At 69.8% G+C, this 22,129-nt stretch carries 21 protein-coding genes; 13 read left to right on the top strand and 8 right to left on the bottom strand.

All coding sequences use genetic code 11. The annotated features are described in order from the left end of the window. The first annotated feature begins 71 nt into the window (after positions 1–71). Positions 72–1,016, top strand: a complete 945-nt coding sequence (locus tag GA0115254_RS22555; RefSeq protein ID WP_176740251.1) for a WxL protein peptidoglycan domain-containing protein — start codon at positions 72–74, stop codon at positions 1,014–1,016. 62 nt (positions 1,017–1,078) lie between these two features. Further along, entirely contained in the window at positions 1,079–2,053 is a 975-nt protein-coding gene (era, locus tag GA0115254_RS22560; RefSeq protein WP_093897104.1) for a GTPase Era, read from the top strand. Positions 2,054–2,215: 162 nt separating this feature from the next. On the opposite strand, the gene GA0115254_RS22565 is transcribed toward era, so the two are convergent. Both GA0115254_RS22565 and GA0115254_RS22570 read right to left on the bottom strand, forming a co-directional pair. After that, on the bottom strand, positions 2,216–2,482 hold the full coding sequence (locus tag GA0115254_RS22565) for a protealysin inhibitor emfourin (protein WP_093897105.1): 267 nt from the start codon (positions 2,480–2,482) through the stop codon (positions 2,216–2,218). Between the two features lie 35 nt (positions 2,483–2,517). Further along, positions 2,518–3,594, bottom strand: a complete 1,077-nt coding sequence (locus GA0115254_RS22570; protein WP_093897106.1) for a M4 family metallopeptidase — start codon at positions 3,592–3,594, stop codon at positions 2,518–2,520. A 295-nt stretch (positions 3,595–3,889) separates the two neighbouring features. Here GA0115254_RS22570 and leuA point away from each other — a divergent pair, with 295 nt between their 5' ends. The 7 genes from leuA (at position 3,890) to GA0115254_RS22605 (ending at position 12,465) form a co-directional block, all read left to right on the top strand. Then, on the top strand, positions 3,890–5,686 hold the full coding sequence (leuA, locus tag GA0115254_RS22575; RefSeq protein ID WP_093897107.1) for a 2-isopropylmalate synthase: 1,797 nt from the start codon (positions 3,890–3,892) through the stop codon (positions 5,684–5,686). A gap of 239 nt (positions 5,687–5,925) precedes the next feature. Beyond that, positions 5,926–6,603: a TerB family tellurite resistance protein gene (locus GA0115254_RS22580; protein WP_093897108.1), complete on the top strand. Its 678-nt coding sequence runs from the start codon at positions 5,926–5,928 to the stop codon at positions 6,601–6,603. Positions 6,604–6,764: 161 nt separating this feature from the next. Beyond that, on the top strand, positions 6,765–8,867 hold the full coding sequence (locus tag GA0115254_RS22585) for an MMPL family transporter (RefSeq protein WP_093897109.1): 2,103 nt from the start codon (positions 6,765–6,767) through the stop codon (positions 8,865–8,867). A 24-nt stretch (positions 8,868–8,891) separates the two neighbouring features. Next, on the top strand, positions 8,892–10,136 hold the full coding sequence (locus GA0115254_RS22590) for a sensor histidine kinase (protein ID WP_256102733.1): 1,245 nt from the start codon (positions 8,892–8,894) through the stop codon (positions 10,134–10,136). After that, the gene (locus GA0115254_RS22595) at positions 10,133–10,816 is read left to right on the top strand and encodes a response regulator transcription factor (RefSeq protein WP_093897110.1); all 684 of its coding nucleotides are present in this window, start codon (positions 10,133–10,135) and stop codon (positions 10,814–10,816) included. The genes GA0115254_RS22590 and GA0115254_RS22595 overlap by 4 nt, the downstream gene beginning before the upstream one ends. A gap of 45 nt (positions 10,817–10,861) precedes the next feature. After that, positions 10,862–11,608, top strand: a complete 747-nt coding sequence (recO, locus tag GA0115254_RS22600; protein ID WP_093897111.1) for a DNA repair protein RecO — start codon at positions 10,862–10,864, stop codon at positions 11,606–11,608. Between the two features lie 35 nt (positions 11,609–11,643). Beyond that, positions 11,644–12,465 (top strand): isoprenyl transferase, encoded by an 822-nt coding sequence (locus GA0115254_RS22605; RefSeq protein ID WP_093897112.1) that lies wholly within the window; start codon positions 11,644–11,646, stop codon positions 12,463–12,465. 34 nt (positions 12,466–12,499) lie between these two features. On the opposite strand, the gene GA0115254_RS22610 is transcribed toward GA0115254_RS22605, so the two are convergent. From GA0115254_RS22610 to GA0115254_RS22625, 4 genes are all read right to left on the bottom strand, one after another. Next, on the bottom strand, positions 12,500–12,934 hold the full coding sequence (locus GA0115254_RS22610; RefSeq protein WP_093897113.1) for a Fur family transcriptional regulator: 435 nt from the start codon (positions 12,932–12,934) through the stop codon (positions 12,500–12,502). 65 nt (positions 12,935–12,999) lie between these two features. Continuing rightward, a complete protein-coding gene (locus GA0115254_RS22615; RefSeq protein ID WP_093897114.1) occupies positions 13,000–13,893 on the bottom strand; it encodes a metal ABC transporter permease in 894 nt (297 codons plus the stop codon). 2 nt (positions 13,894–13,895) lie between these two features. Next, the gene (locus GA0115254_RS22620) at positions 13,896–14,678 is read right to left on the bottom strand and encodes a metal ABC transporter ATP-binding protein (protein ID WP_093897115.1); all 783 of its coding nucleotides are present in this window, start codon (positions 14,676–14,678) and stop codon (positions 13,896–13,898) included. 38 nt (positions 14,679–14,716) lie between these two features. Next, a complete protein-coding gene (locus GA0115254_RS22625) occupies positions 14,717–15,670 on the bottom strand; it encodes a metal ABC transporter substrate-binding protein (RefSeq protein WP_093897116.1) in 954 nt (317 codons plus the stop codon). Between the two features lie 209 nt (positions 15,671–15,879). On the opposite strand from GA0115254_RS22625, the gene GA0115254_RS22630 reads away from it, so the two are divergent. The 3 genes from GA0115254_RS22630 to GA0115254_RS22640 all read left to right on the top strand — a co-directional run bounded on the left by GA0115254_RS22630 (position 15,880) and on the right by GA0115254_RS22640 (position 18,056). Continuing rightward, complete coding sequence (locus GA0115254_RS22630; RefSeq protein ID WP_093897117.1) at positions 15,880–17,262, top strand: glycine--tRNA ligase; 1,383 nt, start codon at positions 15,880–15,882, stop codon at positions 17,260–17,262. 117 nt (positions 17,263–17,379) lie between these two features. Further along, entirely contained in the window at positions 17,380–17,583 is a 204-nt protein-coding gene (locus GA0115254_RS22635) for a hypothetical protein (RefSeq protein ID WP_093897118.1), read from the top strand. A 203-nt stretch (positions 17,584–17,786) separates the two neighbouring features. Next, positions 17,787–18,056, top strand: a complete 270-nt coding sequence (locus tag GA0115254_RS22640; protein WP_093897119.1) for a DUF6243 family protein — start codon at positions 17,787–17,789, stop codon at positions 18,054–18,056. 90 nt (positions 18,057–18,146) lie between these two features. Here GA0115254_RS22640 and GA0115254_RS22645 read toward each other — a convergent pair whose 3' ends face one another. After that, on the bottom strand, positions 18,147–19,628 hold the full coding sequence (locus GA0115254_RS22645; RefSeq protein WP_093897159.1) for an MFS transporter: 1,482 nt from the start codon (positions 19,626–19,628) through the stop codon (positions 18,147–18,149). 89 nt (positions 19,629–19,717) lie between these two features. On the opposite strand from GA0115254_RS22645, the gene GA0115254_RS22650 reads away from it, so the two are divergent. Further along, entirely contained in the window at positions 19,718–20,632 is a 915-nt protein-coding gene (locus GA0115254_RS22650; RefSeq protein WP_176740252.1) for an MmyB family transcriptional regulator, read from the top strand. Here the strand turns inward: GA0115254_RS22650 and GA0115254_RS22655 are convergent. Next, a complete protein-coding gene (locus tag GA0115254_RS22655) occupies positions 20,605–22,095 on the bottom strand; it encodes an MFS transporter (RefSeq protein WP_093897120.1) in 1,491 nt (496 codons plus the stop codon). The genes GA0115254_RS22650 and GA0115254_RS22655 overlap by 28 nt on opposite strands. Positions 22,096–22,129: the final 34 nt, after the last annotated feature.

Genomic DNA, 22,129 nt, shown 5'->3' on the forward strand with positions numbered 1-22,129 from the left:
GTGGACCGGGCGCGCACCCGCCCGGACCGCCCCGAACCGAGCCCGACCGACCGACCCGGAGGCCCTGCACCGTGCGCAAGCTGTACGTACTCCTCGTGGCAGGCGCCCTCATGCTGATCGGAGCCTCTGCGGTCCACGCCGCGGACAACGGCAGCTGGTCGGTCTACCCGGCCACCACACAGGCCGGTCAGCGCCCGTACTTCTACCTCTCCGCCGACCCCGGCGCCACGCTCGACGACAAGGTCACCGTCACCAACAAGACGGACCGGCCGCAGACCTTCCGGCTGTACGCGGCCGACGCCTACAACACCGCACGCGACGGCGGATTCGCCGTCCGCGCCCAGAACGAGAAACAGCGCTCGGTCGGCGCCTGGGCGAGGACCGACCGTGAACGGGTCACCGTGCGCCCGCACGGCTCGGTCACCGTCCCGGTCACCATCACCGTCCCGAAGGACGCCGAGCCGGGTGACCACCCCGGCGCACTCGTCGCCCTCGACGAACGCATCGACCCCGCCGACGCGGGAGCCGTCGCCGTCGGCATCCAGAAGGCGGTGGGCGCCCGGATCTACCTGCGGATCAACGGACCGACCATGCCCGCGCTCTCCGTCGACGACGTCGAGGTCGAGCACACCCAGCCGCTGGTCCCGGGCACCGGCAGGAGCCGGGCCGTCATCTCGTACACGCTCCACAACCGGGGCAATGTCACCCTCAACCCCAAGGTCGCTCTCAGGGCCGAGGGCCTCTTCGGCCGCACTCTGCTCGCCCGGGATCTCAAGAAGATCCCCTCCGAACTGCTGCCCCGCCAGCAGGTCAGGCTGACCGAACAGTGGGCCGGCGCGCCGCAGCTGGAATGGGGCGAGATAGAAGTGACCGCGAGCGCCCGCGACACCCGCGAGTCCGCCGCCGTCTCCTACTTCGCACTGCCCTGGCTGGTTGCCGGGGCCCTGCTGGTGATCGTCGGCGGGGGTACGGGGATGTGGATCCGGGCCCGTCGGAGCCGTACCCGCGGGGCCTGAGGCGACGCGCGACAGGCCCCGCCGCGGCCCTTGGTGCGGCGGGGCCGCCAGGATCGGGGACAATGGGCGCCATGAGCGTTCGACCTGACACAGAAGCCGCTGCACAGCGGGCTGCGAACAACGCCCCCCATCGGGCCGGCTTCGCCTGCTTCGTGGGCCGCCCCAACGCGGGCAAGTCCACCCTCACGAACGCTCTGGTCGGCCAGAAGGTGGCGATCACCTCCAACCGGCCCCAGACCACCCGGCACACCGTGCGCGGCATCGTGCACCGCGAGGACGCGCAGCTGATCCTCGTCGACACTCCCGGCCTCCACAAGCCGCGCACGCTGCTGGGCGAGCGTCTCAACGACGTCGTACGGACCACCTGGGCCGAGGTCGACGTCATCGGCTTCTGCCTGCCCGCCGACCAGAAGCTCGGCCCCGGCGACAAGTACATCGTCAAGGAACTCGCGGGCATCAAGAAGACTCCGAAGATCGCCGTCATCACCAAGACCGACCTGGTCGACTCCAAGCAGCTCGCCGAACAGCTGCTCGCCGTCTCCCGCCTCGGTGAGGAGCTCGGCTTCGAGTGGGCGGAGATCGTCCCGGTCTCCGCGGTCAAGGACAAGCAGGTCGACCTGCTGGCCGATCTGATCGCCCCCCTGCTCCCCGAGAGCCCGCCGCTCTACCCGGAGGGCGACCTCACCGACGAGCCCGAGATGGTCATGGTCGCGGAGCTGATCCGCGAGGCCGCGCTCGAAGGCGTACGGGACGAGCTGCCGCACTCCATCGCGGTCGTCGTCGAGGAGATGCTGCCGCGCGAGGACCGCCCGGCGGACAAGCCGCTGCTCGACATCCACGCCAACGTCTACATCGAGCGCCCCAGCCAGAAGGGCATCATCATCGGCCCGAAGGGCAAGCGGCTGAAGGACGTCGGCACGAAGTCGCGCAAGCACATCGAGGCACTGCTCGGCACGCCGGTCTTCCTGGACCTGCATGTGAAGGTCGCCAAGGACTGGCAGCGCGATCCGAAGCAGCTGCGGAAACTGGGGTTCTGACCGCCGCCCGAGTCCGGTGGCCGGAGGCCGGCGCAGCTGTCCGAAGCCGCTGAGGCCCCCGGGGCCGAGGGGTGCGAGGGCAGCCGTGTGGATGGGGCCCGAAGCAGCTGCGGAAACCGGGGTTCTGACCGCTGCCCCGGAGGACTCAGCGGTACGCCCGTCTCACGCGCCCTCCTTCAGGACGCGTGAGACCAGTGCGCGCTGGGCTTCGGTCAGTTTCGGGTCCGCGCAGTGGACCGTGCGGTCGCCGACCGTGATCCGGTAGCGGAAGCCGTCCGGTACGCCCTGGGGCGGGGTGTGGTGGCCTGCGGCGAGCGCCGATTCGGCCAGGGCCTCCCACTCCGAGGCGTCGGCCCGTCCGGTGGTGTCGACCTCGCGGTGGCGTGCGATGCCGGCGAAGCCGCCGGTCCTGCTGACCTGAATCCGCATACGGTGTCCTCCATCGCCGGACGGGCCGGAACTGTTTACGCGGTCGGGACGCCCACCTCCGACCATGCCTTCAGGACCGCCTCCGCCTCGTCGCCCTCCCCGAAGCGGCTGCGGGCCGCGGCCACCGTCAGCCGGGCGAAGGACGCGAAGTCCGCGTCCACGGCCAGTTGACCACCTGTGAGCACATCGAACCAGAGCTGCCCGGCCCGCTCCCACGCATTGCCGCCGAGTGCCGTCGCCAGCAGATAGAACGCGCGGTTCGGGATGCCCGAGTTGAGGTGCACTCCGCCGTTGTCCTCGCCGGTGTGGACGTAGTCCTCCATCGACGCGGGCTGCGGGTCCTTGCCGAGGACATCGTCGTCGTACGCGGTTCCCGGCGCCTTCATCGAGCGCAGGGCGTCGCCCTGGACCCGGGGCGCCAGCAGCCCGGCGCCGATCAGCCAGTCGGCCTGGTCGGCGCTCTGGCCCAGCGAGTACTGCTTGACCAGGGAGCCGAAGACGTCGGACACCGATTCGTTGAGTGCGCCGGACTGGCCGTAGTAGCTCAGATTGGCGGTGTACTGGGTCAGGCCGTGCGCCAGCTCATGGGCGATCACATCGATGGCGACGGTGAAGTCCAGGAAGATCTCCCCGTCCCCGTCGCCGAACACCATCTGCTCGCCGTCGAAGAACGCGTTGTTGTACTTCTCGTCGTAGTGCACGGAGCCGATCAGCGGCAGCCCGTTGCCGTCGATCGAACGGCGGCCGTACGCCTTGAGCAGCAGTTCGAAAGTGGCGCCGAGTCCCGCGTACGCGCGGTTGACGCTTGCGTCCTTCGTCGGCCCCTGGCCCTCGGCGCGGACCTTGGTGCCGGGCAGCTGGGTGCGGTGACGGCAGTCGTACAGCGTCCGGTCGGGCTTGTCGGACGTCTCCCCCTCGGTCGCGGCGGCGACAGGCACGGTGACGACCGTTGCCATCTGGCGGCGGGTGCGGCGGGCGGCGTCGCTCTCCAGGGTGCGGCGGGCGGGGCCCGCGAGATCGGGATTGTCGGACTGCGACAGTTTGTCGAGGACATGGGGCGGCACGATGGTGCAGAAGACGGGGTGGAACCCGTGCTGAGACTGTGGCTGCATGGAGCCGACTGTGGCACCGGGTAATCGCGATGTCACCGGTTGCGACCAGGATTGATGAAATGGAGTGATTAGTCACTCTTGGGCGTTTCCGGTGTCCGGTCCCGCATACTGATACGGGACGGACGCATCAGGCGCCCCTCGGCTACTCTCGTCGCATCATGCGTTTCGGGCTGCTTCTTCTTAGCTGCCGCGGCGAGGGCCTGTAGTCGTAGGCCGACCCCCTCCCCGCGGAGTCTGGTGTTGCAGCGACACAGTCGGCCGTCCCATTGGTTGGACCCCCGAGGAGCCGTACGCCATGACCGCCGCAAATCCCGCTCAGAGCTCTGCCGAGAACGCCGTCGGCCGCCCCACGCCGATCACCAACGCGACTCAGCTGCAGAAGCCGTCCGGGATGCCGATCCACAAGTACGGCCGCTACGAGGCCGTCGAGATCCCCGACCGCACCTGGCCCGACAACCGGATCACCGTCGCGCCCCGCTGGCTGTCCACCGATCTGCGCGACGGCAACCAGGCGCTGATCGACCCGATGTCGCCGGCCCGCAAGCGCGAGATGTTCGATCTGCTCGTACGCATGGGCTACAAGGAGATCGAGGTCGGCTTCCCCTCTTCCGGTGAGACCGACTTCGCGTTCGTCCGCTCCATCATCGAAGAGGGCGCGATTCCCGAGGACGTGACGATCTCCGTACTGACGCAGGCCCGCGAGGACCTGATCGAGCGGACCGTCGAATCCATCGTCGGCGCCCGCCGCGCGACCGTGCACCTGTACAACGCGACGGCACCCACTTTCCGCCGGGTCGTCTTCCGCGGTTCGAAGGACGACATCAAGCAGATCGCCGTGGACGGCACCCGGCTGGTCATGGAGTACGCGGAGAAGCTGCTGGGCCCGGAGACGATCTTCGGCTACCAGTACAGCCCCGAGATCTTCACCGACACCGAGCTGGACTTCGCCCTGGAGGTCTGCGAGGCGGTCTGTGACGTCTGGCAGCCGGAGGAGGGACGCGAGATCATCCTCAACCTGCCTGCCACCGTGGAGCGTTCGACGCCGTCCACGCACGCGGACCGGTTCGAGTGGATGTCGCGCAACCTGTCGCGCCGCGAGTTCGTCTGCCTGTCGGTCCACCCGCACAACGACCGCGGCACCGCCGTCGCCGCCGCCGAACTGGCCATCATGGCCGGTGCGGACCGGATCGAGGGCTGCCTGTTCGGCCAGGGCGAGCGCACCGGCAACGTCGACCTGGTCACCCTGGGCATGAACCTGTTCTCGCAGGGTGTCGACCCACAGATCGACTTCTCGCAGATCGACGAGATCCGCCGCACCAGCGAGTACTGCAACCAGATGGAGGTCCACCCGCGCCACCCCTACGCGGGCGACCTGGTCTACACCGCCTTCTCCGGCTCCCACCAGGACGCCATCAAGAAGGGCTTCGACGCCATGGAGGCCGACGCGGCCGCCCAGGGCAAGACGGTCGACGACATCGAGTGGGCGGTGCCGTACCTGCCGATCGACCCGAAGGACGTCGGCCGCTCGTACGAGGCCGTCATCCGGGTCAACTCGCAGTCCGGCAAGGGCGGAATCGCCTACGTCCTGAAGAACGACCACAAGCTGGACCTGCCGCGCCGGATGCAGATCGAGTTCTCCCGGATCATTCAGGCCAAGACCGATGCCGAGGGCGGCGAGGTCACGCCGGCGCAGATCTGGTCCACGTTCCAGGACGAGTACCTGCCCAACCCGGAGAACGCTGCGGCTCAATGGGGTCGCGTGCAGATCCGCTCGGGTCAGACGACGACCGGTTCCGACGGCCGGGACACGATCACCGTCGACGCGACCGTGGACGGCGCGGACACCGTACTGACCGGTACAGGCAACGGCCCGATCTCCGCGTTCTTCGAAGCGCTGCAGGCCATCGGCATCGATGCCCGTCTGCTGGACTACACCGAGCACACCATGAGCGAGGGCGCCAGCTCCCAGGCCGCCTCGTACATCGAGTGCGCCATCGACGGAAAGGTCCTGTGGGGCATCGGTATCGACGCCAACACCACGCGCGCCTCGCTGAAGGCGGTCGTCTCCGCCGTCAACCGCGCCACCCGCTGACCCGGTGTCCGAGAGGGCATGAAGTCGCACGGCCGAAGACCCCGTCCACCCGTATCCGGGGGGCGGGGTTCGGCCATCTCCGACGGTTGTGACGAACGAGGTGCTGACGCCACATCGTGACTGTGGTTAACATCACGTCCACACGGCAATGTTGCCGGAGGGGGCACCTCCCGTGCCGTTAGGGCTACGGGGGAGTTACGGAGGTGTGCGACGTGCGGTCAGCCCTGGGACAACGCGCCATGAAGCTGCGCATCTGCGGCATCCGCACCATCTGGGACACCGTCGGTGACGGTGAGTTCTTCTGCCCCGGCTGCGGCGGCGACCGCAACTACCGTCGGCTCACCGGCCGTCGCCGCTTCGCGGTGCTCGGCGTGCCGATGCTGCGGCGCGGCACCGCGGGCCCCGTCGTCGAATGTGCCGCCTGCCGGGCGCACTTCGGCACCGATGTGCTCGACCACCCCACCACCACGCGGTTCTCCGCCATGCTCCGGGACGCCGTCCACACGGTCGCGCTCGGCGTCCTCGCGGCCGGCGGCACCACCTCCCGCACGGTGCTGGAGACCGCGGCCGCCATCGTGCGTGACGCCGGATTCGACGACTGCACGGAGGAACAGCTCTCCACCGTCGTCGAGGTCCTCTCCGCCGACATCGGCAACGGCTCCGCCTTCGACCCGGCGGCCGAGGCATGTGGAGCGGCCCTCGCCATCGAACTGCACGAGGCGCTGGAACCCCTCGCCCCGCATCTGGCCCCCGCCGGACGCGAGTCGATCCTGCTGCAGGGCGCCAGGATCGCCCTTGCCGACGGTCCGTACGGGCAGGCGGAGCGCGAGGTCCTCACCACGGTCGGCGCGGCGCTGCAGCTCTGCGCCGAGGACACGGCCCGGCTGCTCGCCGCAGCGGCACGTACTCCCTCCTGAACGGCTCCGTCCGCACCGGGCGCGTACTCCCGCGGGAGTAATCGGGCCCGTACGCCCACCGTGGCAGTAGCCGCGAAGTCGGCCTCGGGCGCGACGTACCGTCCGCTTTCCGCCGGGAGTCTGGAGAGGAACCAGACACCCGGCGGAAAGGGGGGCCCGTCATGAGGGCCGCAGTGAAACCAAGTGGCACACGGTCGTGGCCACGCAACCGGCGGCGCGTGCTGCCCTGGGCGATCCTTGCCCTCTGGGTCGCCGCGATCGCGCTCGCCGGGCCGCTGGCGGCCAAGCTCGGCGGTGTACAGACCAACCGCGCCGTCGACTACCTCCCGGCGAGCGCCGACTCCACCCAGGTGGCGAAGATCCAGGACGCGCTGCCCGGCGGCGAGGCCACCGAACTCGTCCTCGTCTACCACCGCGACGGCGGACTGACCGCCGCCGACCGGACCCTGGCCGCCGAGCAGACCGCCGAGGTCGCCCGCGGCCACGCACTCACCAGGACACCGAGCCCCGTCCCGTCCAAAGACGGCACGACCTTGATGTACCCGGTCTCCTCCACCGAGCCGGGACAGGACGACGACGCCAGGACCGCCTTCGTCGACGAGGTGCGCGCGATCGCCGAGGGCGGCGGCGGACTGAGCGTCGACGTCGGCGGCTCCGGGGCACTGAACACCGACGCGCAGAAGGTCTACAAGTCCCTCGGCGGCCCGCTGCTCTACACGACCGTCGCCGTCGTGGCGATCCTGCTGATCCTCATCTACCGCAGCCCGCTGCTGTGGCTGGTGCCGCTCGTCGTCGCGGGCGTCGCCGACGCCCTGTCCATGGCCGTCGTGTACGGACTCAACCGAGGCTTCGACATCACCGTCACCGGCCAGAGCTCCGCCGTGATGACCATCCTCGTCTTCGGCGCGGGCACCGACTACGCGCTGCTGCTCGTCTCCCGCTACCGGGAGGAACTGACCCGCATCGACCGGCCGTACGACGCCATGGTGGCTGCCCTGCGCGGCTGCGGGCCCGCGGTCGTCGCCTCCTCCGGCACCGTCGCCGCCGGTCTGCTGTGCCTCCTCGCCGCCGACCTCACCAGCAGCCGGGGCATGGGCCCCATCGCCGCCGTCGGGGTGCTCTGCGCGCTGCTCGCCATGACGACGCTGCTGCCGGCGCTCCTGGTGCTGCTCGGCCGCCGGGTGTTCTGGCCGCTCGTCCCCGCGTACGGCAGCCTGCCCAAGCAGCGCCGTTCGCTGTTCGCCGCGATGGGCGGATCGGCCGGGCGCAGGCCGCTGGCCGTCCTCGCCTGCGGGGGCGTGCTGCTGGGCGCGCTGGCGCTCGGCTCGTTCAACCTGCCCGGCGATCTCAAGCAGGAGGACTCCTTCTCCAGCAAGCCGGACTCGATCGTGGCGATGGAGACCCTCGCCGCCGCCTACCCGGGACGCTCCACCCAGCCGATCACCGTGATCACCCCCACCGAACGGGCCGGGGCGGCCCTGGCGAAGGCCCGTGCCACCGAGGGCGTCGCCGCCGTCGAACGCGGCCGCAGCGGCGGCGGCTGGACCGAACTGTCCGTCGTCGCCACCGCCCGGCCCGAGTCCGCGGGGGAGCGGGCGACCATCGAGGCCCTGCGCGACTCCCTGGACGGCAGCCACGTCGGCGGGCCCAGCGCCCAGCAGATGGACGCGGAGACGGCCAACGCCCGGGACCTCAGGATCGTCGTACCGCTCGTCCTGATCTCCGTCCTGCTGATCCTGATCGCACTGCTGCGCAGCCTCGTCGCTCCACTGCTGCTGGTCGCTGCCGTCGTCGCGGTGTGGGGCGCCTCGCTCGGCATCGGCGGACTCGTCTTCGAACCGCTCCTCGGAATGAAGGGCACCGACCCCGGGCTGCCGCTGCTGTCCTTCGTCTTCCTGGTGGCACTCGGCGTCGACTACGGCATCTTCCTGATGCACCGGGTCCGCGAGGAGACCCTCTCCGGCGCCGCACCGACAGCCGCCGCACTCACCGCACTGCGCACCACGGGCGGTGTGATCGCCTCGGCGGGCCTGGTGCTCGCGGCCACCTTCGCGGTCCTGCTGAACATGCCGATGGTGAGCCTGGTCCAGATGGGCTTCGTCATCGCCGTCGGCGTACTCCTCGACACCTTCCTCGTCCGCACCTACCTGGTCACCTCGGCGAGCGTGGCACTCCAGCGGAAGATCTGGTGGCCCGGCGCGCTCAGCCGGACCCCCGCCGCACCGGACGGCCCCCGCGAACCCGAACTCCTCACAACCGCCTGACGGTTCACCCACCCGTACCGGAGGATGGCAAGCGTGTCCCGAACCACGCGCCGTCGTGAGCGCATCATGGCCGTCGTCAACCGCGACCCCATGGAAGCGCCGCACAGGACGCGCACCGACGCCCTCATAGCCGGGGGCGCCGGTGCGCTCTCCGTCGTGCTCGCCCTTCTCACCGACCCCGCCCGGTCGCCGGACGCACTCGGCTGGGCGCTGCTCGTCGCGAGCGCCGTGCCGATCGTCTGGCGGCGGCGCCACCCGCTGCTCGCGCTGCTCGTCATGATCCCGCTCCTCGTCCCGTACCACGCGCTCGACAACGCACATACGGCACCGATGCCGCAGACCTGGATCGCCCTCTACACCGTGGCCGTGACCGGCCGTCCGCTGCGCACGGTGCTGACCGGGGTCGGCGTCCTGTCCGTCATGGTGACGGTGGTGCTCACCATCAACACCCATCAGGGCCTGGAACTGCTGCGCATCTCCGGCTGGATCGTCGCCGTGCTGTTCTGCGGCGTCGACATGCGTGTCTACCGCCAGTACATGGCCTCCGTGCTGGAACGCGCCGAACGTGCCGAGCGCACCCGCGAGGAGGAGGCCCGGCGGCGGGTCGCCGAGGAACGGCTGCGGATCGCCCGCGATCTGCACGATCTGCTGGCGCACAGCATCACCCTCATCGGCGTCCAGACCTCGGTGGCGTCGCACATCCTGACCGTTGACCCGGACCGGTTCGACCGGCGCGCGATCGCCGCATCGCTGGAGGACATCGCCGACACCTGCCGGGAGGCCCGGGCCGAGCTGCGCACCACCCTGGAAGTGTTGCGCGACGGCCGGCACGACAGTCACGGCCGGCACGACGCGGAAGGCCCGCTGCCCGGTCTGGCGGCGCTGCCCGGTCTCGTACGGGCCGCCGAGGCGGCCGGGGCACACGTCGACCTCGCGGTACGCACCCCGGCCGGCCGGCTCGCCCCGGCGACCGGCGCGGCCGCGTACCGCATCGTGCAGGAGTCGCTGACCAACGCGGTACGGCACGCGGGAGCCGGTGTACAGGTCAGGGTCGCCGTGGCACCGGACGGCGGCAACGCGCTGCGGGTCACCGTCACCGACGACGGCACAGGACCCCCGAAGAAAGGTTCCGCACCAGGGTTCGGCATTGTGGGCATGCGGGAACGGGCCCGCAGCACGGGCGGCACGCTGGACGCGGGACCCCGCCCCGGCGGCGGCTTCGAGGTCTCGGCGCTGCTGCCGTTCCAGGAGGTGGAGGCCACACCATGATCCGCGTACTGCTCGCCGACGACCAGACCCTGGTCCGGGCGGCCTTCGCGATGCTCGTCGAGTCCGACCGGGACATGGAGGTCGTCGGCCAGGCGGGCAACGGTCTCGAAGCCGTCGAGCTGACCCGCGCGCACCGGCCCGACCTCGTCGTCATGGACATCCGGATGCCCGAGCTCGACGGCATCGAGGCGACCCGCCGCATCGCCGACGACGAACACCTCGCCGGAGTGAAGGTGCTGGTCCTGACCACGTACGACACCGATGAACACATCGTCGACGCACTGCGTGCGGGCGCCTCCGGCTTTCTGGTCAAGGACACCAGGCCCGCCGAGCTCCTGGCCGCCATCAGGACCGTGGCGGCGGGCGAGTCCCTGCTCTCGCCCGGACCGACCGCCCGGCTCATCGCCAGGGTGCTGAGCAGCCCCCGGACCCCGCCCGCCGGAGTGCCGGGCGGTCCGGACCGCCTCTCCGAACGGGAGCGTCAGGTGCTCTGCCTCGTCGGGCGCGGGCTGAACAACGCCGAGATCGCCGAAACACTTGGCCTCAGCCCGCTCACCGCGAAGACCCACGTCAGCCGGATCATGGGCAAGGTCGGTGCCCGCGACCGGGCCCAGCTGGTGATCGTCGCGTACGAATCGGGGCTGGTCGTACCAGCTGCCGGTGGGGCGGACGGAAAGTGAGCGACCCCGGCCCGATGAGCCGTTCCCGTACCGGACAATGGACGCATGAGCTTGTTCCGGGACGACGGCGTGGTGCTGCGCACGCAGAAGCTGGGCGAGGCCGACCGGATCATCACGATCCTGACCCGCGGCCACGGCCGGGTACGGGCCGTCGCGCGCGGCGTGCGGCGCACGAAGTCCAAGTTCGGGGCCCGGCTGGAACCTTTCTCCCATGTCGATGTGCAGTTCTTCGCCCGGGGCAGCGAGCTGATCGGCCGTGGTCTGCCGCTCTGCACCCAGAGCGAGACGATCGCCCCGTACGGCGGCGGCATCGTCACCGACTACGCCCGGTACACCGCGGGTACCGCGATGCTGGAGACCGCCGAACGGTTCACCGACCACGAGGGCGAGCCCGCGGTCCAGCAGTACCTGCTGCTCGTCGGAGGGCTGCGCACCCTTGCCCGCGGCGAACACGAGCCGCATCTCGTCCTCGACGCCTTCCTGCTGCGTTCGCTCGCCGTCAACGGCTACGCACCCAGCTTCGAGGACTGCGCCAAGTGCGGAATGCCCGGTCCGAACCGGTTCTTCTCCGTCGCGGCGGGCGGCGTCATATGCGGCGACTGCCGGGTACCCGGCAGCGTCGTACCCTCGGCTGAGGCCGTCACCCTGCTGAGCGCACTGCTCACCGGCGACTGGGAGACGGCGGACGCGTGCGAGGCGCGTCATGTCAGGGAGGGCAGCGGACTGGTGTCCGCCTATCTGCACTGGCATCTGGAGCGCGGACTGCGCTCACTGCGGTACGTAGAGAAGTGACACAGGCAGATCAGGCACAGGGAGCGAGACAGTTCATGGCAGTACGCGGGATTCTCGGCGGCCGTAACCGGCGCGACTACAAGACCCCGGAGCCGCACCCCTCCGGTGCCACGCCCCCGAAGATCCCCGGCGAGCTGGTGCCCAAGCACGTCGCCGTCGTGATGGACGGCAACGGCCGCTGGGCCAAGGAACGCGGTCTCCCGCGCACCGAGGGCCACAAGGTCGGCGAGGGCGTCGTCATGGACGTCCTCAAGGGCTGCATCGAGATGGGCGTCAAGAACCTCTCGCTGTACGCGTTCTCCACCGAGAACTGGAAGCGGTCCCCGGAGGAAGTGAAGTTCCTGATGAACTTCAACCGGGACGTCATCCGCCGCCGCCGCGACGAGATGGACGAACTGGGCATCCGCATCCGCTGGGTGGGGCGCATGCCGAAGCTGTGGAAGTCCGTCGTCCAGGAGCTCCAGGTCGCCCAGGAGCAGACGAAGGACAACGACAGGATGACGCTGTACTTCTGCGTCAACTACGGCGGCCGGGCCGAGATCGCCGACGCCGCGCAGCGCATCGCGCAGGATGTCGCGGCCGGGAAGCTGGACCCGGCCAAGATCAACGAGAAGACGTTCGCGAAGTACATCTACTACCCGGACATGCCGGACGTCGACCTCTTCGTCCGCCCCAGCGGCGAGCAGCGCACCTCCAACTACCTGATCTGGCAGAGCGCATACGCCGAGATGGTCTTCCAGGACGTGCTCTGGCCGGACTTCGACCGCCGTGACCTGTGGCGGGCATGTCTGGAGTTCGCCCAGCGGGACCGGCGCTTCGGCGGTGCGGTGGAGGCGGCCCAGGAGCCGAAGGGCTGAGGAAGGGGGGTCCGGGGGCATCACCCCCGGACCGTCATCCCTTCGCGCTCGCGCACTCCGCGCACGTCCCGAAGATCTCCACCGTGTGGGCCACGTTCACATACCCGTGCTGCGTGGCGATCGTCTCCGCCCACTGCTCCACCGCGGGCCCCTCGACCTCCACGGCCTTGCCGCACATCCGGCACACCAGATGGTGGTGGTGGTCGCCGGTCGAGCAGCGCCGGTACACGGACTCGCCGTCCGTGGTGCGCAGCACATCGACCTCGCCCGCATCGGCAAGGGACTGAAGCGTGCGGTAGACGGTGGTCAGCCCGACCGAGTCACCGCGGTGCTTGAGCACATCGTGCAGCTCCTGGGCGCTGCGGAACTCGTCCACCTCGTCGAGCGCCGCAGCCACCGCCGCCCGCTGCCGGGTCGACCGGCCGCGTACCGGGGCCGCGTTCGTTCCACTGATCGGCGCCGTCGCCACAGCAGCCTCCTCGTGTCGCCCGTACCTGTGTCGGGCCATTGTGCCAGCCCGTCCGGGCACCACGGTCAAACCCGGAGCTCGTCCGTGGCCGGGCGGGAGGCCGGTACCTCAAGAGTGCACTCCTCGGACGCCGTTTCGCTCCGGCGGGCGCGCCTTCTGGCCAGCGGGGTCGCGAGCAGCGTCAGGACGACGAAGACCACGATGGCCAGCAGCACGATCGTCGCGCCGGGCGGGACGTCCTGGTAGTACGAGGTCACGGTGCCGGCCAGGGTCACCGCCGTACCGATGACGACGGACAGTACGAACGTCACCTTGAAGGACCTGGAGATCTGCTGCGCGGCCGCGACCGGCACCACCATCAGCGCGCTGACCAGCAGCAGCCCGACGACCCGCATCGCCACGGTGACGGTCACCGCCGCCGTCACGGCGACCAGCAGATTCAGTGCGCGTACCGGCAGCCCGGTGACCCGGGCGAACTCCTCGTCCTGGCTGACCGCGAACAACTGCCGTCGCAGCCCCAGCGTCACCAGCAGCACGAAGGCGGCCAGCAGACAGATCGCGGTGATGTCCTCGGTGGAGACCGTGGAGAGGGAGCCGAAGAGATACGAGGTGAGGTTGGCGTTGGAGCCGGTGTCGGAGAGGTTGATCAGCAGGACACCGCCCGCCATGCCGCCGTAGAACAGCATGGCCAGCGCGATGTCGCCGCGAGTGCGTCCGTACCAGCGGATCAGTTCCATCACGACGGCGCCGACGACGGCGACCGCCGTGGCCATCCACACCGGGCTGGTGGAGAGCAGGAAGCCGAGGCCGACACCGGTCATGGCGATATGGCCGATGCCGTCGCCCATCAGGGCCTGGCGGCGCTGGACGAGATAGATGCCGACGGCGGGGGCGATGACGCCGACCAGTACGGCGGCGAGCAGGGCCCGCTGCATGAACGGAGGGTCGAGGAATTCCATGATCAGCTCAGCAGTCCCGTCCGGACGGGCTCGGAGGCCGCGTGGGGGTGTACATGGTCGTGTCCGGGCAGGGCGTGCTGGCCCAGCGCCTTCGGGGGCGGCCCGTCGTGCATCACACAGCCGTCGCGCAGCACGATCGCGCGGTCGATCAGCGGCTCCAGCGGGCCGAGCTCATGCAGCACGAGCAGCACCGTGGTGCCGGCCGCGACCTGTTCGCGAAGCGTCGCGGCGAGGATCTCCTGGCTGGCCAGGTCGACGCCGGCCATCGGCTCGTCCATGATCAGCAGCTCCGGTTCGGCGGCCAGTGCCCGGGCGATCAGCACCCGCTGGTGCTGCCCGCCGGAGAGCGCGTTCACGGAGTCCTTGGCCCGGTCGGCGAGGCCCACGAGGTCGATGGCCCGGTCGACGGCGGCCCGGTCGGCCTTGCGGAGCAGCCCCAGCTTCGTACGGGACAGGCGCCCGGAGGAGACGACCTCGCGGATCGTGGCGGGCACCCCGCCGGCCGCCGTGGTGCGCTGGGGTACGTAACCGATGCGCGCCCAGCTGCGGAAGCGGCGCAGCGGGGTGCCGAACAGCTCGATGGAGCCGCCGGTGAGCGGGACCTGGCCGATGACGGAGCGTACGGCGGTCGACTTGCCCGAGCCGTTGGCGCCGAGCAGGGCGACGACCTCGCCGCGGTGGACGGTCAGGTCGATGCCGCGCAGCACCGGACGCGCGCCGAGCGTGGCGGTGGCGCCGCGCAGGGCTATGACGGGTTCGGTCGTGGTGCTCCCGGGCTCGGGCATGAGCGCCTCCGATGCTGGTGCGGCGGGTGTTCCGTGGGTCACTTCGCGCCGAGCGCCTTCTGCAGGGCGGCGAGATTGGACTGCATGACCTCGATGTAGTCATCGCCCTTGGACTTGTCCGTGATTCCCTCCAGCGGGTCCAGGACGTCGGTCTTCAGGCCGGTGTCCTTGGCGAGGGTCTTCGCGGTCTTGTCGCTGGCGAGCGTCTCGAAGAATACGGTGGTGACCTTGTTCTTCTCCGCGACGGTGTGGATCTCGCTGATCCGGGCGGGGCTGGGCTCGGCCTCGGGGTCGACTCCGGCGATGCCCTCCTGGGTCAGGCCGTAGCGCTCGGCGAGGTACCCGAAGGCGGAGTGGGTGGTGATGAAGGTCTTGGTCGCGGTGTCCTTCAGGCCCGTCTCGTACGCCGTGTTCAGTGCATCGAGCTTGTCGACCAGCGCGTCCGTGTTCTTGCGGTAGTCCGCGGCGTGGTCGGGGTCGGTCTTCTCCAGGGACTTTCCGACGCCCTTGGCGACCTCGGCGTACTTCACCGGGTCCAGCCAGATGTGGGGGTCGGCTCCGGCCTCGTCGCCGTGGTGCTCATGACCGTGTTCGTCGGCGCCGGTCTCGGTGCCGTGGTCTTCCAGCACGGTGAGGGTCGAGGCGTCGACGACGTCCTTCGAGCCGGACTGCTTGATGGCGTCGTCGACGGCGGGCTGGATGCCCTTGAGGTACAGGACGTAGTCGGCGTCGCCGAGTCCGCCGATCTGCCGCGGGGTGAGCTCCAGATCGTGCGGCTCGACCCCCGGCTTGGTCAGCGTGGTGACCGAGACGTGCTTCCCGCCGATCTGCTCGGCCAGGAACTGCATCGGATAGAACGAGGCCACGACATTCAGCTTGTCGCCGTTCTTGTGGGCGGCGGCATCCGAGGCGGAGCAGGCGGTGAGGGCGGTGAGGCCGAGGACGACTGCTCCGGCGACGGCGGCTGTGGGTATGAGGCGGCTTACGTTCATGACAGTCATTTTCAACAAAACTGGAAACGATTGTCAACAAGGCTGATGAGATGACCCCTCGGCCGACTGCGCCGATACCGATTTGATCCAAGGGGCGTGCCCGCCGGTAATCTGAAGCATTCGCCCGCCCGTCTCCCGACCACCACCCCCCCACCTAGGCGCTTCGCGCCGCCCCTGTCCAATTTCGTCGTCGTAATGAAGAGAGCACCGTGGCCGCCGACAAGATCGACTCCATCGTCAGCCTGAGCAAGCGCCGTGGCTTCGTCTATCCCTGCAGTGAGATCTACGGTGGCCAGCGCGCCGCCTGGGACTACGGGCCGCTGGGCGTCGAGCTGAAGGAGAACCTCAAGCGCCAGTGGTGGCGCTACATGGTCACCTCGCGCGAGGACGTGGTCGGACTCGACTCGTCGGTCATCCTGGCCCCCGAGGTCTGGGTGGCCTCCGGCCATGTCGCCACGTTCACCGATCCGCTGACCGAGTGCACCTCCTGTCACAAGCGCTTCCGCGCCGACCACCTGGAGGAGGCGTACGAGGAGAAGCACGGCCACGCGCCCGCGAACGGCCTGGCCGAGCTCAACTGCCCCAACTGCGGCAACAAGGGCACCTTCACCGAGCCCAAGCAGTTCTCGGGTCTGCTCTCCACCCACCTCGGCCCGACCCAGGACTCCGGCTCGGTCGCCTACCTGCGTCCCGAGACCGCCCAGGGCATCTTCACCAACTTCGGCCAGGTGCAGCAGACTTCGCGCAAGAAGCCGCCGTTCGGTATCGCCCAGATGGGCAAGTCCTTCCGGAACGAGATCACTCCGGGCAACTTCATCTTCCGCACCCGCGAGTTCGAGCAGATGGAGATGGAGTTCTTCGTCAAGCCGGGCGAGGACGAGAAGTGGCAGGAATACTGGATGGAGCAGCGCTGGAACTGGTACACCGGCCTGGGCCTGCGCGAGGAGAACATGCGGTGGTTCGAGCACCCGCAGGAGAAGCTCTCGCACTACTCCAAGCGCACCGCTGACATCGAGTACCGCTTCCGCTTCGGCGGCAGCGAGTGGGGCGAGCTGGAGGGTGTCGCCAACCGCACGGACTACGACCTCAAGGCGCACTCCAAGGCCTCGGGCACGGACCTGTCCTTCTTCGACCAGGAGGCCGGCGAGCGCTGGACTCCGTACGTCATCGAGCCGGCAGCCGGTGTCGGCCGCGCGATGCTCGCCTTCCTCCTCGACGCCTACATCGAGGACGAGGCGCCCAACGCCAAGGGCGTCATGGAGAAGCGCACCGTGATGCGTCTCGACCCGCGCCTCGCGCCGGTCAAGGTCGCCGTCCTGCCGCTGTCCCGCAACCCGCAGCTGTCGCCGAAGGCCAAGGGCCTCGCGACCGACCTGCGGAAGAACTGGAACATCGAGTTCGACGACGCGGGCGCCATCGGCCGCCGCTACCGTCGTCAGGACGAGATCGGTACGCCGTTCTGCGTCACCGTCGACTTCGACACCCTCGACGACAACGCGGTGACCGTGCGTGAGCGCGACACCATGAAGCAGGAGCGCGTCTCCCTGGACCAGATCCAGGCCTACCTCGGCGCCCGGCTGCTGGGCTGCTGACGCACCACGGTTTCACGGCGAAGCCCCCGGTTCCTCGTACGGAACCGGGGGCTTCGTTGCACACTGTCCACGCTGAGCAGTTGCGTCAACGCGTCAATGCGTCAACAGGAGGCTCGGATGACGTCCATGACCACGAGCAAGGTCAGCAGAGGGGATCAGCACGGCCGTGAACACGTCGTCCATGTACGGAAGTCGGGGATGCAGCGGCAGCTGAGCTGCGACACCTGCGGCTGGCGCAAGGGCGTCCAGTTCCTGCCCTGGCTCAAGGCCGAGGAACATCTCGCCGAGGTCCATCAGGCGACGGTCGACCCGACCGCCTGAGCGGGCCGCCCGCGATCGCGACGCTTCACCCGGCCGTGCCGAAAACCGGATGCGGTGGCCGACGGGGCCGAGGTACGGTTCCGGCATGTCTTCGTTCTTCCAGATCTACGAGTGAGAGCGCGGCGGGTCCGACCACCCGCCGCCCATCGGATCGATTCCAGGTCGCTTCAGACCTCACTTCTCACCACGAATGGGAGAACGCCGTGGCCAAGAGCCGCAACAACCTCCTCGGTGTGGGCGGACAGCGCAAGAAGCTGTCCCGCGCCGAGCAGCAGGGCGCGGGCTCTGCGCGCAATGCCGACCGCAGGACGGCTGCCGAGCAGAAGCAGGAGCTGCTGCGCAAGATGCGTGAGCGCGCGCAGTCGGGACCGGCCTCCGCACAGGCCGCCGAGTCCGCCGCGCAGACCGGGCCGTCGTCGGACGACTCCGCGCAGCCGAGTACGTCCGAGCAGGACACCTCGGCACAGAGCTGACGCCCCTCACCACCCGTACGACCGTGGGCCCGGATCACCTGGAGTGATCCGGGCCCACGCCCTTGTCCGTGCCCCGTTGCCGCCCTGCGCTCACGCCACCTTGCGCGGCAGCCGAAGACTCAGCAGCACCGTCAGCACGACCGCGGCCAGCTGCACCAGCAGCGTCACGGCCAGCGCGTCCCGCATCCCCGAGCCCGGGACCAGAGAGAGGAACAGCGTGCCGAGCGTGGCCACGCCCAGCGCCAGCGCCGCCTGCTGAGTCGTCGTCATCACCCCGCCGCCCACACCGGCACGCGCGGGCGGTACGTCGGAGAGCACGATGCGGAACAGCACGGGAAGTTGCAGCCCCTGCCCGAACCCCGCGATCGCGACCCCCGGCATCAACCCCAGCAGCCCGAGACCGGACCACTCACGCCACACGGTGAACGCCAGCACCAGCACGCCCACCCCTTGGATCAGCCCGCCGGCCGTCACGACCCGGCTGCCGTACCGCAGGATCAGCCGCGGTCCCGCCAGTGACGCCACGAAGAAGGCCACCGCCATCGGGGCCATCGAGAGACCCGCTGCCGCCGGCCCCAGCTTCAGGCCCTGCTGCAGCGCCACCGCGATCACGAACATGAAGCCACCGAAGCCGATCGAGAACGGCACCACCAGCGCCAGCCCGCGCCGCAGCGAGTCCAGCCGCAGCAGGCTCGGCGGTACCAGAGGGGTCTGCCCGAGCCGGTCGGCCCGCTGTTCGACCCGGTAGAAGGCGTACGCGGCGAACGGGAACAGGGCCAGCGAGACCCAGGTCCACGCCGGCCAGCCCGCGGCGCGCCCCTCCGTCAACGGGGCGAGCAGCGTCACCAGTGACACGGTCAGCAGCACAGTGCCCGGTACGTCGATCGGCGCGGGCTTGTCGGAGCGGGTCTCCGGCACGGCGCGGGCGGCCAGGACCAGCCCCACCGCCGCCACCGGAACGTTCACGAGGAACACCGAACGCCAGCCCGCGCTCTCGCCGAACACCGACGACAGCGGCGCGGCGGCGACGAGCACCCCGCCGAGGATCTGGCCCGCGACCATGGAGAGCCCGGCCGTCGCCCCGTACAGGCTCATCGCCCGGGCCCGCCGGTGCCCGGACGTGGCCGCCTGAATGGTGGCGAGCACCTGCGGCAGCATCAGCGCCGCAGCGGCGCCCTGCGCCACCCGCGACCCGACCAGCGTCCAGGCGTTCGGGGCGAGCCCGCAGGCGAGCGAGGTGATCCCGAAGGCGGCGATACCCAGCAGGAAGAGGCGGCGCCGCCCGGCCATGTCGCCGAGCCGGCCGCCGAGGACGAGCAGTACGGCATAGGCGAGGCCGTAGCCCGCGACGACCAGTTCGAGCAGCGCAGGGCCCGCGTTCAGATCATGGTCGATCGTCGGCAGGGCGACATTCACGATGAAGAAGTCGATGAGCGGCAGCGCAGCGCCGAGGAGCACGGTGAACAGGCCGAGTGCGCCGAGCACCGGAGTGGGGTGGTCGTGCCGCACCACTCGGGCGGCGGTAGCGGATGTCTGTGTCCGTACAGTTGATTCACTCACCTCACCGAGCATCGTCGCCATCTCAGCCTGGTACCAGAGTGTCTTTATCCTGGTACAAGCAGCACCTGGCAGAGCGCCGGGCCGTTCGGCACGCTGGAGATATGACGACGATGGCAAGCGAGTTGTCCGACGTACGCGAGGTGCCCAGGACACCGGCTCCGAAGAGCCCCGAGCCTTCCGAGCCCGACGTCCGGCGGCATGAACTCGCGGACTTCCTGCGCAGCCGCCGCGAGCGGATCACCCCGGAGCAGGTCGGTCTGCCCCGAGGCCGCCGTCGGCGCACCCCCGGGCTGCGCCGTGAGGAGGTCGCCCAGCTCTCCGCCGTCGGGGTCACCTGGTACACCTGGCTGGAACAGGCCCGCGACATCCAGGTCTCGCCCCAGGTGCTCGACGCCCTCGCCCGTGCCCTGCTGCTCGACCGCAGCGAGCGCAGCCATCTCTTCTCGCTCGCCGGTGCCGTCGACCCGTCGCCCGGTGCGGACTGCCCGAGCGTCACCCCGGCGCTGCGCGAGATGCTGCGGCAACTGGACCCCCTCCCGGCCTGCATCCAGAACAGCCGGTACGACATCCTCGCGTACAACCGGACCTACGGACGGTTGCTCTGCGACCTGGACGCCGTCCACCCCGATGACCGCAACTGCATGATCCTCTCCTACACCAACGCGGACTGGCGCGCCGCCGTCGTCGACCTCCCCGAGATGAACCGGCTGATGGCCGCCAAGTTCCGCGGGGCGATGGCCGGGCATCTGGCCGAGCCCGCCTGGAAGGCGCTCCTGGGGCGGCTGGAGGCGGCCTCGCCGGAATTCCGGGAGATCTGGGCGCGGCACGAGGTGGTGGGCCCCGGCGGCCGGACCAAGATCTTCCGCAACGCCCATGTCGGACTGCTCCGCCTCGACCACACCGACCTGTGGCTCGGCCCGTCGTCCGGGCCGCGCATGGTGACGTACGTCCCCGCCGACGACGAGACCGCACAACGGCTGCAGCGCCTTCAGGCCCTGGAACTCGCCGACGCCTGATCCTGATCCCCGGCGGGGACACCCGTCGGCGCCTCCAGCCGCTGCGCGGTACGTTGTGCCGTCTCCAGCGCCCAGCGCCCACTGGTCAGCGCCCCCACCAGCAGGACGCACAGCCCGCACCCGGCGAGGATCCACCAGGCAGGTTTGCTCGCGTCCACGAAGGCGGCCGCGTACTCGGCGCCGCGCGGCGAACCGGTACCGGCCACGCCCGCTGCCAGCACCGCGCCGATGACGGCGACGCCGAGCGTTCCACCGATCTGCCGGCTGGTCGAGGCGACCGCCGCCGCCACACCGGCCTGTGAGCGCGGCATCCCGGAGACGGCCGTGTTGGTGATCGGCGCGTTCACCATGCCGAAGCCGAGACCGAACAGCACATAGCCGGTGAACAGCAGGACGTCGTCCGTCTCCGCGTCGAACGCGGCGAACAACAGCCCGCACGCCGTCATGGCCACGCCCGCCACCAGGAGCGACAGCCGCGGCCCCCGGCTGCCGACGAGCCGGCCCGACAGAGGTGCGCAGACAAAGGTCAGGGCCGCCATCGGCAGCATGTACAGACCGGCGTGCAGTGCGCTCAGCCCGCGCACGTTCTGCAGATAGAGGGTGTTGAGGAAGAGGAATCCGCTCAGCGCGGCGAAGGCGCAGACCGCTATGACGGTGGCCCCGCTGAACGGGGCGCTGCGGAAGAAGCGCAGATCGATCAGGGGCTCGGCACGCCGCCGCTCGTACAGCAGCAGCCCGATCAGGGAGCAACCGGCGAGCGCGGCGAACACCAGGATCCGCGGCGAGTCCCAGCCCTCCGAGGGCGCCTCGATGATCGCGTACGTCAGCGAACCGAGCAGCCCGATCACCAGCAGTTGCCCGACCGGGTCGGGGCGGCGCGGCTTCGGGGCGCGGGACTCGGGGACGTACCGCCAGGTGAGCAGCAGCGCGACGAGACCGACCGGCAGATTGATCCAGAAGATGGACCGCCAGCCGACCGAGTCCACCAGAAGGCCGCCGATCACCGGGCCCGCCGCCATGGAGATGCCGACGACACCGCCCCACACCCCGATGGCGCGGGCCCGCTCGCGCGGGTCGGTGAAGGTGTTGGTGATGATCGACATCGCGACGGGGTTGAGCATCGAGCCGCCCACCGCCTGCACCATCCGGAACGCCACCAGCGACTCCAGGTTCGGCGCCAGGGAGCAGAGCACCGAACCGAGGGTGAAGAGGACGAGCCCGATCTTGAAGATCTTCCGGCGCCCTATCCGGTCGGCGGTGGAGCCCGAGAGCATCAGCAGCGAGGCGAGGACGAGAGTGTAGGCGTCGATCGTCCACTGCATGCCCGCGACGGTGGCGTGCAGTTCCCTCTGCATGGAGGGCAGGGCGACATTGAGGACGGTGTTGTCGAGACTGACGATCAGCAGACTCATGCAGCAGATCGCCAGCACCAGCTGCCGTCGACGAGGGCTCAGCTCGGGCATACATGGATAGTACGGTTAACTAACGAACTCTGCC

Source organism: Streptomyces sp. Ncost-T10-10d, assembly GCF_900091955.1.
In the GTDB taxonomy this organism is placed as follows: Bacteria; Actinomycetota; Actinomycetes; order Streptomycetales; family Streptomycetaceae; genus Streptomyces.